Origin of the sequence: Beutenbergia cavernae DSM 12333 (assembly GCF_000023105.1) — a bacterium.
GTDB lineage: Bacteria > Actinomycetota > Actinomycetes > Actinomycetales > Beutenbergiaceae > Beutenbergia > Beutenbergia cavernae.
In genome coordinates, this window is record NC_012669.1 from 4,550,630 (window position 1) to 4,563,837 (window position 13,208).

Annotated in this window: 17 protein-coding genes; 5 read left to right on the plus strand and 12 right to left on the minus strand. The window is 72.5% G+C overall.

The annotated features are described in order from the left end of the window. Nucleotides 1–30 precede the first annotated feature (30 nt). From BCAV_RS20720 to BCAV_RS20740, 5 genes are all read right to left on the minus strand, one after another. Entirely contained in the window at nucleotides 31–324 is a 294-nt protein-coding gene (locus BCAV_RS20720; protein ID WP_043350961.1) for a DUF1905 domain-containing protein, read from the minus strand. A 65-nt stretch (nucleotides 325–389) separates the two neighbouring features. Further along, nucleotides 390–1,283 carry a fibronectin type III domain-containing protein gene (locus BCAV_RS20725; RefSeq protein WP_015884594.1) on the minus strand — a complete coding sequence of 298 codons (894 nt, stop codon included), beginning with the start codon at nucleotides 1,281–1,283 and terminating at the stop codon, nucleotides 390–392. 74 nt (nucleotides 1,284–1,357) lie between these two features. Then, the gene (locus tag BCAV_RS20730; protein WP_015884595.1) at nucleotides 1,358–2,344 is read right to left on the minus strand and encodes an aldo/keto reductase; all 987 of its coding nucleotides are present in this window, start codon (nucleotides 2,342–2,344) and stop codon (nucleotides 1,358–1,360) included. Then, nucleotides 2,344–2,769: a (R)-mandelonitrile lyase gene (locus BCAV_RS20735; RefSeq protein ID WP_015884596.1), complete on the minus strand. Its 426-nt coding sequence runs from the start codon at nucleotides 2,767–2,769 to the stop codon at nucleotides 2,344–2,346. Before BCAV_RS20735 ends, BCAV_RS20730 begins: the two co-directional genes overlap by 1 nt. Beyond that, nucleotides 2,769–3,710, minus strand: a complete 942-nt coding sequence (locus BCAV_RS20740; protein WP_015884597.1) for a helix-turn-helix transcriptional regulator — start codon at nucleotides 3,708–3,710, stop codon at nucleotides 2,769–2,771. The genes BCAV_RS20735 and BCAV_RS20740 overlap by 1 nt, the downstream gene beginning before the upstream one ends. A gap of 167 nt (nucleotides 3,711–3,877) precedes the next feature. On the opposite strand from BCAV_RS20740, the gene BCAV_RS20745 reads away from it, so the two are divergent. From BCAV_RS20745 to BCAV_RS20755, 3 genes are all read left to right on the plus strand, one after another. After that, nucleotides 3,878–4,915: a zinc-binding dehydrogenase gene (locus BCAV_RS20745; protein ID WP_015884598.1), complete on the plus strand. Its 1,038-nt coding sequence runs from the start codon at nucleotides 3,878–3,880 to the stop codon at nucleotides 4,913–4,915. 44 nt (nucleotides 4,916–4,959) lie between these two features. Continuing rightward, nucleotides 4,960–5,283 (plus strand): carboxymuconolactone decarboxylase family protein, encoded by a 324-nt coding sequence (locus BCAV_RS20750; RefSeq protein ID WP_015884599.1) that lies wholly within the window; start codon nucleotides 4,960–4,962, stop codon nucleotides 5,281–5,283. Nucleotides 5,284–5,436: 153 nt separating this feature from the next. After that, entirely contained in the window at nucleotides 5,437–7,155 is a 1,719-nt protein-coding gene (locus BCAV_RS20755) for an HNH endonuclease signature motif containing protein (protein ID WP_015884600.1), read from the plus strand. A gap of 72 nt (nucleotides 7,156–7,227) precedes the next feature. Here BCAV_RS20755 and BCAV_RS20760 read toward each other — a convergent pair whose 3' ends face one another. Genes BCAV_RS20760 through BCAV_RS20785 form a run of 6 tightly spaced genes read right to left on the minus strand, consistent with a single transcriptional unit; the run spans nucleotide 7,228 to nucleotide 11,560 of the window. Beyond that, complete coding sequence (locus BCAV_RS20760; protein WP_015884601.1) at nucleotides 7,228–7,773, minus strand: dihydrofolate reductase family protein; 546 nt, start codon at nucleotides 7,771–7,773, stop codon at nucleotides 7,228–7,230. Between the two features lie 49 nt (nucleotides 7,774–7,822). Beyond that, on the minus strand, nucleotides 7,823–8,203 hold the full coding sequence (locus tag BCAV_RS20765) for a DUF2255 family protein (protein ID WP_015884602.1): 381 nt from the start codon (nucleotides 8,201–8,203) through the stop codon (nucleotides 7,823–7,825). Nucleotides 8,204–8,208: 5 nt separating this feature from the next. Beyond that, nucleotides 8,209–9,093 carry an aldo/keto reductase gene (locus BCAV_RS20770; protein ID WP_015884603.1) on the minus strand — a complete coding sequence of 295 codons (885 nt, stop codon included), beginning with the start codon at nucleotides 9,091–9,093 and terminating at the stop codon, nucleotides 8,209–8,211. 57 nt (nucleotides 9,094–9,150) lie between these two features. Continuing rightward, on the minus strand, nucleotides 9,151–10,491 hold the full coding sequence (locus BCAV_RS20775) for an RNA polymerase sigma factor (protein WP_015884604.1): 1,341 nt from the start codon (nucleotides 10,489–10,491) through the stop codon (nucleotides 9,151–9,153). Further along, nucleotides 10,491–10,862, minus strand: a complete 372-nt coding sequence (locus tag BCAV_RS20780) for a YciI family protein (RefSeq protein WP_015884605.1) — start codon at nucleotides 10,860–10,862, stop codon at nucleotides 10,491–10,493. Before BCAV_RS20780 ends, BCAV_RS20775 begins: the two co-directional genes overlap by 1 nt. Then, on the minus strand, nucleotides 10,859–11,560 hold the full coding sequence (locus BCAV_RS20785) for a DUF998 domain-containing protein (protein WP_015884606.1): 702 nt from the start codon (nucleotides 11,558–11,560) through the stop codon (nucleotides 10,859–10,861). Before BCAV_RS20785 ends, BCAV_RS20780 begins: the two co-directional genes overlap by 4 nt. A gap of 190 nt (nucleotides 11,561–11,750) precedes the next feature. On the opposite strand from BCAV_RS20785, the gene BCAV_RS20790 reads away from it, so the two are divergent. Beyond that, entirely contained in the window at nucleotides 11,751–12,233 is a 483-nt protein-coding gene (locus BCAV_RS20790) for a hypothetical protein (RefSeq protein WP_015884607.1), read from the plus strand. 74 nt (nucleotides 12,234–12,307) lie between these two features. Here the strand turns inward: BCAV_RS20790 and BCAV_RS20795 are convergent, their stop codons facing one another. Further along, nucleotides 12,308–12,694: an SHOCT domain-containing protein gene (locus BCAV_RS20795; protein ID WP_015884608.1), complete on the minus strand. Its 387-nt coding sequence runs from the start codon at nucleotides 12,692–12,694 to the stop codon at nucleotides 12,308–12,310. A 193-nt stretch (nucleotides 12,695–12,887) separates the two neighbouring features. Between BCAV_RS20795 and BCAV_RS20800 the strand changes: the two genes are divergently transcribed. After that, nucleotides 12,888–13,208 carry a carboxymuconolactone decarboxylase family protein gene (locus tag BCAV_RS20800; protein WP_015884609.1) on the plus strand — a complete coding sequence of 107 codons (321 nt, stop codon included), beginning with the start codon at nucleotides 12,888–12,890 and terminating at the stop codon, nucleotides 13,206–13,208.

Here is a 13,208-nt window from a genome sequence, read left to right on the forward strand (position 1 = left end):
ACAGGAGCCACGGGTATTCGCCGGCGCCCCTCAGCGCCGCGGGCGCACCGTGAGCAGCACGGTGACGACGTCGCCGTCGTCCACATCCTCCGCCCGCCGCACGGCGTCCTTGATCGGCACCACGTAGCCGCCGTCGCGCGGGAACAGCGACGTGGTGAAGGCGGTGTCGCCGATGCGACCGTCGACGGGGATCGCGCCCCACCCGTACGTGACCTCGCGTGCGATCGCGTGGATCTCCGCGCTCTCCGCCTCGGGCACCGTCACGAAGTGGAACGGCGACGGCCCGCGCCAGTAGAAGATCTCCCCGATGAACTCGAGCTCCATGGCGGACAGCATCCCGCACCGCACCGACGTCCGGCGCGGTACGGGTGGCCGTCAGTGCCGGAGGCTCAACCGATCGTGACGGTGGTGGTCAGCGGGGAGCGGTTGCCGGCCGGGTCGACGGCGCGCACCGCCGACGCGAACGCGCCCTGATAGGTCGTTCCGGCGATGCCGTACGCGGCGGTGAAGTAGTCGCCTGCCCAGAGCTGCAGGATGTCGTAGCGCAGGGCCGACGGCGGATCGACGGGGTCGGTCGAGGCCGTCCAGGTGGTCGTGAACTCGTACGACTCCTCGTCCAGCAGCACCGTCGCGTTCGTGGGTGCGCTCGGCGCGGTCCGGTCGGTGCCGCGGGGCGGGACCGTCACGGTGACCGTGTTGCTCGCGGCCGTCACGCTGCCCGAGACGTGGAAGCCGCGGACGGTGAACGTGTGGACGCCCGGCGCCAGGCCGCGCAGCGTCATGCGCTCGTACTTCGTGAGCGCCTCGCCGTCGCCGGCGTCGTAGACGAGGAAGCGGTACGGGTCCATGGCGGAGTACCTGTCCCAGGCCAGGTCGACGGTGCCGCCCGACGTGGAGGTCACGCGCAGGCCGGTCACGGCCGGCCAGGTCGGCGTGGTGAACGTGACGGGAGCGCTCGGCGCCGACACGTTGCCGGCGCGGTCCACCGCCCGGACCGTGAGCGAGTACGTGGTGCCGGACTGCAGGCCACCGAACTCGGTGCGGCTCGGCGACGTCGTCGCCTGCGACCTCGAGCCGTTGTGCACGGTGTACCACTTGAGGCCCCCGGCGTCGGTCGACCCGGTGAACGCGATCGTCACCATGTCCGGATCGACGTCCAGGATCCTCACGTTCGACGGTGCCGTGGGCGGCGTCGTGTCAGCGGCGACGGCGGCGGGTGCCGTCAGGCAGAGCGCGATCGTTGCGGCCCCGACGGCGGCAGCGATGCGCGCGCGGTTCCTCATGGCTGTTCCCTTCTGGGCAGGTCACCCCTGCACGGGAAGCACGAGGCCGAGGCTCGCCGGGTTCAGCGGAGGGCTCAGAGCCCGACCATCGCCATCCCGGCGTCGTTGTACCGGTTACCCGCGACGCCGACGCGTGAGGCGAGGGAGTCGAGGTCGGCGACGTCGTCAGCGGACAGCCCGACCGCCGCCGCCCCGGTGTTCTCCTCCACCCGCTCGATCCGTCGCGTCCCGGGGATCGGCACGATCCAGGGCTGCTGCGCGAGCAGCCACGCGAGCGCCACCTGGCCCGGCGTCGCGCCCCTGGCCTCGGCGAGCAGGCGGACGTGCGCCACGATCGCCTCGTTGGCGGCGAGGTTGTCCGCCTCGAAGCGGGGCACGCGACGCCGGACGTCGCCGTCGCTGAAGCTCGTCGAGGTGTCGACGGTGCCGGTGAGGAAGCCTTTGCCGAGCGGGCTGAACGGCACGAGGCCGATGCCGAGCTCGGCCAGGGTCGGCAGGACCTCGGGCTCCGGGTCACGGGTCCAGAGCGAGTACTCGCTCTGGACCGCCGTCACGGGATGGACGGCGTGGGCGCGGCGGATCGTGCCCGCTCCGGCCTCGGACAGCCCGAGGTGGCGCACCTTGCCCGCGGCCACGAGCTCCCCGACGGTGCCGGCGACGTCCTCGATCGGGACGTCCGGGTCCACGCGGTGCTGGTAGAAGAGGTCGATGACGTCGGTGCGGAGCCGCCGCAGCGACTCGTCGGCGACCTTCCGGATCTGGTCCGGCCGGCTGTCGGTCCCCGCCATCCGGCCGTCCACGATGTGCCAGCCGAACTTCGTGGCGATCACGACGTCGTCGCGCACCGGCTCGAGAGCCTCGCCGACGAGCTCCTCGTTGACGTACGGGCCGTACACCTCGGCGGTGTCGAAGAACGTCACACCGCGTTCGACGGCGCCGCGCAGGACGCCGATCATGGCCGCCCGATCGCCGGGGTTGGGTCCGTAGCTCTGGGACATGCCCATGCAGCCGAGGCCGATCGCCGAGACCTGGAGGCCCTGGCCGAGGGTGCGTACGTGCATCAGGACTCCTGCTCGTCGGTCCGCGCGGGACGGCGGTACTCGTCGTCGGTCACGTGCTCGAGCCACGTGGTGGTCGCGGCCGGATCCTCGGCCAGGTCGAGCATCGCGAGGTGCTCCATGAAGTCGTCGGGCGTGGCGCCGTGCCAGTGCTCCTCCCCCGGCGGGGTGTAGACGGTCTGGCCTGCGGCGACCTCGATCACCTCGCCGCCGCGCGACTGCACGAGCGCGACGCCTTGGGTGACGTGCAGGGTCTGCCCGTGCGCATGCGAGTGCCAGGCCGTCCGCGCGCCAGGGGCGAACCTGACTGTCGCGACCGTCATCCGCTGGCCCGGCTCGCGTGGGCCCGCGATGGGGTCGAGCCAGACGTCGCCGGTGAAACGCTCCGGCGGGTTCTTGGCCGTGGCGGGCTTCGGGAGCTTCTCCATCAGTCGTCCTCTCGGGTGCCGCGCGACGCCTGGCCGATCGGTGCCGCGCCGCGCTCCGCGGGCGGGGCGAGCGTGGTCGCGGCCCAGGACGCGAGCAGCTTGAGGCCGTCCTCGGACGCCGATCCCGGCGCCGCCGTGTACACGTTCATCTGCAGGCCGGTGTCCGCCGGCAATTCGAGCGCCTCGTAGTCGAGCTCCAGCCGCCCGACGGCGGGATGGTGGAAGACCTTGGTGCCCGTGCGGTGGTACCTCACGTCGTGCGAGGCCCACATGGTGCGGAAGTCCTCGCTGCGCGTGGAGAGCTCGCCCACCAGGCTGGTCAGTCCCTTGTCGTACGGGTTCCTGCCGGCCTCGGCGCGGAGGATCGCGACGGCGTCGTGAGCGATCCGCCTCGAGCGATCCCCCCAGAACCGCTCGGCTGCCTCGGGGTCGAGGAAATGGAAGCGCGCGGTGTTCATGGGCTGGCCACCGGCCTGCGCGGGCGAGGAGTACATCGGCGCGTACAACGCCCGGCCCAGGAGGTTGGCGCCGAGGACGTCGAGCCGCCCGTTGCGCACGAACGCCGGCACGCCCTCCATCGCGTCGAGGATGCGCTGCACGGCCGGACGCAGCGTGCCCGACGGCGTCCGGCGCGCCCGGGAGCGGGCGGCCCCGGAGGTGTTCGCCGCCCGTGCGAGGTCGAACAGGTGGCCGCGTTCGGCATCGTCGAGCTGGAGCGCCTCCGCCAACGCCTCGAGCACGGACTCCGAGACGCCGCCGAGGTTCCCTCTCTCGAGACGCGTGTAGTAGTCGACGCTCACGCCGGCGAGCATCGCCACCTCCTCGCGCCGCAGCCCCGGCACGCGCCGGTTGCCGCCGTAGGCGGGGAGACCGGCCCGGTCAGGGGTGAGCCGCGCACGCCGGGAGGCGAGGAACTCGCGGGTCGCCGCTTTCAGGTCCATGCCTCGACGGTACGTCCGCATCCGCCGGGCCGGCAGGTACTGGCAGTACCCGGAACGGCAGGGACTCCCTCGGGCCGAGGAGGCACGGTGGACTGGGTCGCAGCGGCCCGACGGCGCCCAGGCGCACCAGGTGCGACCACCACCTCTCGCTGTGAAGGGACACCACCATGCGAGCCACCTACATGTACGGCGCCGGCGACGTGCGCGTGATCGACGTGCCGGACCCGATCGTCCAGCAGCCGACCGACGCCGTCGTGCGGGTCGTCCTGGCCTGCGTCTGCGGGTCGGACCTGCATCCGTACCACTCCATGCCCGCCACGCCGGAGGGCCATTCGATGGGGCACGAGTTCCTCGGCGTCGTCGAGGACGTCGGCTCCGACGTGACGACGGTCGCCGTCGGGGACCTGGTCATCGCGCCGTTCGCGTGGTCGGACAACACGTGCGACTTCTGCCGCGAGGGCCTGCACACCTCGTGCCGGCACGGCGGGTTCTGGAACGCCAACGGCGTCGGGGGCGGGCAGGCCGAGGCGGTACGGGTGCCGCTCGCCGACGGCACCCTCGTCGCGGCGCCCGTCGGTGAGGACTCGCCGCTCCTGCCGTCGCTCCTCACGCTCTCCGACGTGTACGGCACCGGCTTCCACGCCGCTCTCCGCGCGGGCGTGAACCAGCGGACCACCGTCACGGTGATCGGCGACGGCGCCGTCGGGCTCATGGCCGTGCTCTCCGCCCGGCAGCTCGGCGCCGAGCAGATCATCCTCATGGGCCGGCACCCTGCCCGCACCGATCTGGGCGTCGAGCTGGGCGCCACCGACGTGGTCGCCGAGCGCGGCGCGGAGGGCATCGCGAGGGTGCGCGAGCTCACCGGCGGCGACGGCGCCCACGCGGTGCTCGAGGCCGTGGGGCACATGCCGGCCTACGAGCAGGCGGTCGGCGTCGTGCGCCCCGGCGGCGTCATCAGCCGCGTGGGCGTGCCGCAGTACTCCTCGGCGCCGGTCGGGTTCGGGAGCCTGTTCGGCCCGAACGTCACGCTGACCGGCGGACCCGCCCCGGCCCGGGCGTACATCGAGCGCCTCATGCCCGCCGTCCTCGACGGCACCGTCGACCCGGGCCGGGTGTTCGACAGCACCGTCGCCCTCGACGACGTGGCCGACGGCTACCGGGCGATGGACGCCCGCACCTCGCTCAAGGTGCTCGTCCGCCCCTGACCCGCCCGACGCCGTCGTCCGCCAACGATCCCTGGAGAGACACGATGACCGATCCCACGCAGCAGAGCGCAGCCCAGCGACTCGTCGGCGACATCGCCCCGAAGCTGGCCGCCCTGACCGACGACGTGCTGTTCGGCGAGGTGTGGTCGCGGCCGGAGCTCGCCCGCCGCGACCGCAGCCTCGTGACCGTCGCCGCCCTCGTCACCAACGGCAGCACCGAGCAGCTCCGGAGCCACCTCGCGCTGGCGCGGGAGAACGGGCTGACTGAAGGCGAGCTCATCGAGGCGATCACCCACCTCGCGTTCTACGCCGGGTGGCCGCGGGCGATGTCCGCCGTCGGCGTCGCGCGGGAGGTCTTCGCCGCCTGACCTCTCGTGCCCGGGGTGGGGCGACTCTTCGTCGGTTGTCCCCAGATCACGCTTTTCCGTGAATTGGGCGCATTGTCCACAGAATGCGCGGGCTAGATCTTCTCGTTTGCAGCCTGCTCTTGTGTACATGTGTTCGACATGAGATGCTGGGGCATGACCTCAGGCGCCGCGTTCGAGCCGCCGGACGAAGCCGCGTCCATGGCGCGCGGGGCCACCGGTGCGGTGCGGGAGGTCTCTGCGGAAACGACCGCCCTGATCTCGCGAGTGCGAGGAATGGCGGGCTCGTTCGATGCCGACCGGAACGGGTGGGACGTCGAGACGGCGTTGGATGCCGCGGCTGTGGTCGAGGATCTCGCCCGGACGGTGTCGCATCTGCAGCTCGTCGCGGCTCATGCGGTGGCGACGTCGCACGAGCGCCCGGCGGCGGATCCCGGAGCGTGCCGACTGGATGGCAACGACGGCGCGCCGCTCTCGTTCGGCGCCTCGGCCCACCTGTCGCTCGTCCGTCCGAGCGACGACGCCACCGGCGCCGCGGGCCCCGCGCGGGAGACGCCGGCGCGGCGTCAGCGGTCGCCCTACCGGCGGGCGGCCGACGGGTTGCGGGTGCGGTTGCGTCTGTCGCAGGCGGAGGCGCGGCGGCGGGTCGTCACGGCGCGGGATGTCCTCGGGTCCCGGACGATGTCGGGGGTGCCGTTGGCACCGGAGTTCCCGCTCGTCGGCGAGCTGCTCGCCGACGGCGCCGGAGACCGGGACGCCGTCCGGCACATCCTGCACGGCATGCACGACATCGGCCGGGCGGTCCGCCACCGGCACCGGACCGACGTCCACCGCGCGTCCGCGGACGCCGACCAGCCCGGCAACGACGGCTCATCCGAGGCCCTGGCCCGTCGTGAACAGGCCGACGCGACAGCTGCCGAGGAGGTCACCGAGGCCGAGCGCATCCTGACCACCGCCGCCCGCGAGGTGGACGCCGACAGCGTCCGCCGCCTCGTCGACCGTGTCGTGCACCTCGTCGACCAGGACGGCGCACCGCCGAGCGAGGCCGAGCTGTCCGCCCTCCAGGGCGTGTTCTGGATGGGCCGCCGCCACGGCCTGCACCAGGTGCGGCTCTGCGTCGACGACGTCGGGCGCGAGATGCTCGAGACCATCTTCGCCACCGCCACCAACCCCCGCACCTACGCCAACCACGGCTGCGACAACACGACCGACGCCGACCCGGGCGCCGAACGCGGGGCCGTAGTGCCCACGCCCGGCTCGGCATCCGCAGCCGACGTGACGCCGGTGGAGCGGCGCCCCGTCGCTCGCCTCCGGCTCGACGCACTCCTCGCCGCATGCGGCGCCGCGCTGCGCGCCAGGGCCCTGCCCGACACCGGCGGACTCCCCACCCAGGTCATGGTCACCATCGCCCTGAACGACCTCCGCGCCGGCATCGGCTCCGCCGAGCTCCCCTACACCGGCCCGGTCCCAGCACGCGACGCCCGCCGCCTCGCCTGCGACGCCGACGTCATCCCCATCGTGCTCGGCAGCGCCGGACAGATCCTCGACGTCGGACGCTCGAAACGGCTCTTCCCCGCCCACCACCGCAAAGCCCTCACCGCCCGCGACGGCGGCTGCGCGTTCCCCGGCTGCCACATCCCCGCCCCCTGGTGCGAGGGGCACCACGTCACCCCCTGGTGGAAGGGCGGAACCACCCGCATCGACCACGCCACCCTGCTCTGCGCCTACCACCACCACCTCATCCACGCCGGCCGCTGGACCGTGCAGATGCGCAACGGCACACCGCACTTCTACGGTCCCGGGCAGGCGACGAACGGCCCCGGGATGCGCAACACCTACCACCGGCTCGCCGTACCCAGGCGGCGCCGGCAATAGCTGGACTGCGCGCCGAGCACGCGACCCCGGGAAAGGCGGCGAGCCCGCAGCAGCCGGATCGCCGCGGCGCGCTCAGACGGCGTAGCGCAGCAGGGAGACGCCGCTCGGGAAGCCGCGCGCCTCGACGAGCCGCAGCCGCGGGACCTCGTGCCCGTCGGGGAAGAGCCGCCTCCCCCGTCCCTGGACCACGGGGTAGACGAACAGGCGGTACTCGTCCACCAGACCGGACTCGATCAGGGCGTGCGTCAGCGTGATGCTGCCCGTCACCACGATGTCGCGGCCCTCCTGCTCCTTCAGGACGCGCACCTGGGCGATCCAGTCGCCGGCGAGCACGCTCGAGTTCTGCCACTCAGGGTCGGTCATGGTCGAGGAGACGACGTACTTCTGGACCTCGTTCAGCTCCTGCGTGATCCCGGTCTGGTCGTCGGTCTGCAGGGGCCAGTACCCGCGGAAGTCCTCGAACGTCTGGCGCCCCAGCAGCAGCGCGTCCTCCTGCTCCGACTGCAGGCGCATCGACTCCAGCAGCTCCGCATCCTGCTCCGCGGGGTCGAACCAGTCGCCGAGCATCTCGATCGAGCCGTCGAGGGAGATGTTCTGCGTGATCGCGAGTGTCCTCATGCCACACGACACTGCCACGGCGGCGCCCGCCCCACGAGGGGGAACGCCGTCAGGCCTCGCGCGGCAGGAGGCGGATCGTCGTGAGCTCCTGCCCGGCGCCGACCACGGTGTTCACGATCCGCGGCCCGTACCTGTCGTACTTCGCGTGATATGCGGCGTCGACGGCGTCCGCCACCTCCGCTCCGACCTGCTCGAACGTCACGTCCTTCTCCACGCCACCGGCGCGGATGCGCCCCTGCCCGCTCGCCAGGGCACGCCGGAACCACCCGTTCTCCGGCCCGTACGCCGACCGGATGTAGAGGTCGTCGCCGGCACGGACCACCCAGATCGTCACGAACGGACGCAGGCTCCCGTCGGCGCGCGACGACGCGACCCGCAGCTCATCCGCCTGACCCACGTCGGCGAGCTCCGCCGTCGTCCACTCCGCCATGGTGCTCACGCCTCCGGGATGATGCGGCCGGCGGTCTCGAGCGTGAGCGACGCCGGCTCCGGGCCACGCCGCACGCCCTGGTCGAGCCCGTCGATCTGCGCCAGCTCCTCGGCCGAGAGCTCGACGTCGAAGACGTCGAAGTTCTCCGCGATCCGGTGCGGCTTCACCGACTTCGGGATGGCCGAGCGGCCCTCCTGCGTGTGCCAGCGCAGCATCACCTGCGCGGGCGTCTTCCCGTGCCGGGCGGCGATCGCGCCGATCGTCGGGTCGTCGAGCGTGCTGCCGCCCTGGCCCTCGTAGTAGAACGTGATGCCGCCGATCGGCGACCACGCCTGGCTGAGGATCCCGTGCGAGGCGTCGAGAGCGAGCAGCTCCTTCTGCTGGAAGTACGGATGGAGCTCGATCTGGTTGACGGCGGGCACCACGTCGACGGCGTCGAGCAGCTGCGTGAGGTGCTCCGGCATGAAGTTGCTGACGCCGATCGCGCGCACCCTGCCGTCGGCATACAGCCGCTCGAGCGCGCGGTACGCGCCCAATGTGCGGTCCCAGGCCGTGGGCAGCGGCTGGTGGAGGATGAACAGGTCGAGCTGGTCGACGCCGAGCTTGCCGGCCGACTTCTCGAACGCGTGCAGCGTCTCGTCGTAGCCGTAGTCGCTGATCCACACCTTCGTCTCGACGAAGAGCTCGGCCCGCGGGATCCCCGAGCTGCGGATCGCCTGGCCGACCTCGCGCTCGTTGCCGTAGGCGGCGGCCGTGTCGATGTGGCGGTAGCCGACGCGCAGCGCCTCCTCGACGGCGGCCACGGTCTCGTCGGGCGGGGTCTGGAACACGCCGAATCCCAGCGCGGGGATCTCGACGCCGTTGTTCAGGGTGAGAGTGGGAACGCTCATGCCAGCACGCTACGGCCGGGCGACGGCTGGCGGGAGGCCCTGTCAGTACCCGGCACGTCAGCTGCCGGCGCCGGTGCCGGTGCCGGTGCCGGTGTCGGTGCCCGTGCCGGTGCCGCGGCCCTCGCCCGGCGAGCCGGCCCGGCCGTCGGCTCGCGCCGCCCGCGCCAGCAGGTAGTCCCGCTCGACGTCGTTCTGCGTGAGCCCGGCCGCCGCCCGGAAGGTCGCCGCGGCGTCGTCGCTGCGCCCGAGCTCGTCGAGCAGGTGGGCCCGGACCGCCCGCGCGCGCCCGCGCGTCAGCGGGTCCTCGCTCAGACCGTGCTCACGGTCCAGGGCATCGAGGAGATCGAGACCGCGGGTGGCACCGAACGCGCGCGCGACGGCGACGACGCGAGAGAGGCGCACGGGCCCGGTCGGCGTGAGGCGCTCGAGCCAGAGGTAGAGCGCGGCGATCTGGGGCCAGTCGGTGTCGGCCTCGCTCGCGGCGTCGGCGTGCACCGCCGCTATCGCCGCCTGGAGCTGGTACGCGCCGACCTCGCGCCGCACCCAGACGGCTTCGAGGATGCCGCGAGCCTCGTCGATCATGCCGGCGTCCCACAGCCGGCGATCCTGCTCCTCGAGCGGCACGAGCCGATGGCGCGCGTCGGTCCGTGCGGCCCGCCGCGCCTCCGTGAGGAGCATGAGCGCGAGGAGCCCGGCGATCTCGGCGTCCTCGGGCGCGAGGTCCCGGGCCATACGGGTGAGGCGGATGGCCTCGCGAGCGAGGTCGACCCGCCCCAGCGAGCTCCCCGCCGTCGCCGTGTAGCCCTCGTTGAAGACGAGGTACAGCACCGTGAGCACGGCCCGGAGCCGCTCGTCCCGGTCCTGTGGCGTCGGGGCCACGAACCGCGCGCCGGCCTTCGCGAGCTGCTGCTTGGCCCGGCTGATGCGGGTGCCCATCGTGGTCTCGGCCATGCCGTACGCGTGCGCGATCTCGCCGGTGGACAGGCCACCGACGGCGCGCAACGTCAGCGCGACCTGCGACGTCGGGCTGAGCGCCGGGTGGCAGCAGAGCAAGAGCACGGTGAGGCTGTCGTCGTCCGACACGGGGCGCGCGCGACGAGCCGGCTCCGCCATCGCGAGGTCGCCCACCCCGACCACCCGCTCCCGGCGGTGCCGGGCCTGCTCGGAGCGGAGAAGGTCCACCATCCGGCGGTAGCCGACGCGGATCAGCCAGCTCCGCGGGTCGCTCGGGACGCCGTCGACCGGCCACTGTTGCGCCGCGGCGAGCAGAGCCTCCTGGACGGCGTCCTCCGCGACGTCGAACCGGCTGAACCGGCGCACGAGCGCGCCGAGCACCTGCGGCGTCTCGCGGCGCAGCAGGTGCTCGACGGCGGGTTCGAGGGGCGCGGCGGCGGGCATCAAGCGGCGAAGTCGTCGCCCATGATCGGGCGGATCTCCATGGGTTCGCCCATGAGGTCGACCATCCGGCTGACGATCTCGACGGCGCGCTCCTGGCTCTCGCAGTCGATGACGGCGAAGCTGGCCAGCACCTCCTTGAGCTCGACGAACGGTCCGTCCGTGGCGACCACGCCGGCGTCGCTCCGGCGGACGGTCGTCGTCACGGCCGGGTGGCCGAGTCCCTCGCTCGAGACGAACTCGCCCGTCTCGCGCAGCTCCGCCTCGAACCGCTGGTAGGCGGCGAAGGCGGCGAGCGCCTCCTCGGACGGCGTCTCCGCCGTCGCGGCGTCCCAGGCGTCGGCGGGCGTGTATCCCAGCAGCAGGAACTTCATCGTGCCTCTCCTCGATCGTGGGTCTGCTGTCCGGTCGCGACGCGCCGGCGCAGACGGAGAGCGTAGGCCGTGGTCCACGCGAAGGCGACGACGCCGGTCGCGGCGACCTGCAGGCTGGCACTCGTGGGTGAGACCGGGGCGAGCAGCACGAGCGCCACGAGCCCGTGGCCGAACGCCGCTGTCACCTGCCGCTCGCGCACGGCGCGGACGGTGAGCACGACATACGCGACGGCGAGCGCCGTGAACGCGAGGACGGCAGCGCTCGAGTGGACGACGGCGTGCCAGGACGTCGCGGGCGCCGGTCCGTCCGGCGTGCCGAGCGGGAACCCGTGCTGCGGATCCATGACGAACAGTCCGGCGAGGACGAACCCGAGGCCCGCGATGGCCAGGAGCACGGGGACGGCACGCCGCCCCACGCCGTCGGGCACCACGCGACGGTGCGCCACGGCAAGGGCGATCACGCCCAGGCCGGTGAGCGCGAACGTCGCCGTCTGGATCCAGCCGAGGTCCCCGGTGGCCAGCTGACTGATCGGGTGCACACGGAGGTCGAACCCGTCGCGGACGAGCATCTGCACCGAGGCGGAGGCGTAGAAGAACGGACCGGCCGCGGCGCCCGCGGTCAGCAGTCGGAGGGTGGACGACGGCGTCCCGTGAGTCGGGCGGATCGGTGCCGTCGTGGAGGTGCTGAGCGTGGTCATCGACGTGCTCCTCGTTGCGAAGGGATCTGACGCCGCTACCTCGGAGCCGCCGCCAGGAGCTCGACATGGGGCGGGTGTGATCCAGATCACATCGACAGGGTCCGAGACGACGTCGAGATCGGCTGCTCCGTCACGAGGTAGCGGCGACTGCACCCGGAGAGGCGCAGCACGACACCGAGGAGAAGGAACCATGACCGAGCAGCACATCCCCACCGACGTGACCGCGGACCAGATCGATGCCTCAGGTCAGGAGCAGCTGGCGCCGCCGAGCGCGGGCCTCGCCGCGTTGGACCGGCTCGTCGGCAGCTGGACCGTCACCGGCGGCGCCGAGGGCACCGTCACGTACGAGTGGATGACGGGCGGCTACTTCCTGCTGCAGCGCGTCGAGCTGCAGCAGTTCGGGCAGCCGGTGACGGGGCTCGAAGTGATCGGCAACCTGCACCCGTTCGGCGAGCCGGTCGGCGAGGACGTGGTCTCGCGGTTCTACGACTCGATGGGGAACACGCTCGACTACGTCTACGAGCTCACCGGCGACACCCTGATGATCTGGGGCGGCGCCAAGGGCAGCCCCGCGTACTTCGAGGGCAGGTTCTCCGACGGCGACAGCACCATGGCGGGCGAGTGGGTCTACCCGGGCGGGGGAGGCTATGCGTCCACGATGACGCGGCTCTGAGCTCCGCAGCGCGACGCCTGGCGTGGTCGACCGCACCGCCCTGGCGGCCGACCACGCCAGACGTCACGTCCGGATCAGGCGAGGGCCTTCGCCTTGAGCGTCGCGAACTCGCGCTCGTCGATCGCTCCGGCGTCGAGCAACGCCTTGGCCTCGGTGATCTGCGCCGTGGGCGACGGCCCGGAGCCCACCGCCACGTCGCGGACGTAGGCGTCGGTGTCGGCCTTCGCCTGCGAGACCTGAGCCAGCTGCCGCTCCGCCATCCCGCGTCCGCGTGCGATGAGGTAGATCAGCGCGGACAGGAACGGCACGGCGACCAGCGCGAGCACCCACACCGCCTTCCACCAGCCGCTCAGCTCCCGGTCGCGGAACAGGTCGCCGAAGATCTGGAACAGCAGGACCAGGTACATCACGAACGCGAACCACCACACCATGAGCCAGAACCAGTCCATGAACGTGTTCATCGAAGTGCTCCCGTCGGTCGGCGCCGGACTCGCCAGAGCCGTGCGCTGCCTCAGCGTCGGGCCGCTGGGGCGGCGAGTCGTCATGCAGAACGCGTGATTCCGAGTTCATGCGATCGGTGTGATGCCGACCCGGCGGTCTCCGTGGCTCACTGGGTCGCACGCCGACCCCTCCATCCGACGAAGAGGCGAGCTCGTGGACTACACCGACCGGCTGCGCAGGTTCGCGATCAACGACCCGCGGCTCGAGGAGGAGGTGGAGCTCGACGCCGCCGCCCTCGACCCCAGAGCGCTCGCGCTGGTCCGGCTCGCCGCCCTCGTCGCGGTCGGCGGTGCGGAGCCGACGTACGGCACCGAGGTCGACGACGCCGTGACGGCCGGGGCGTCGACTGCCGAGATCGTCGACGTGCTGGCCGCCGTCATCCCGATCGTCGGGCTGCCCAGCGTCGTCGCCGCCGCGCCGAAGCTGGCCCTGGCTCTCGGCGTCGACCCGTTCGAGTCGGACACGCCGGCCTGA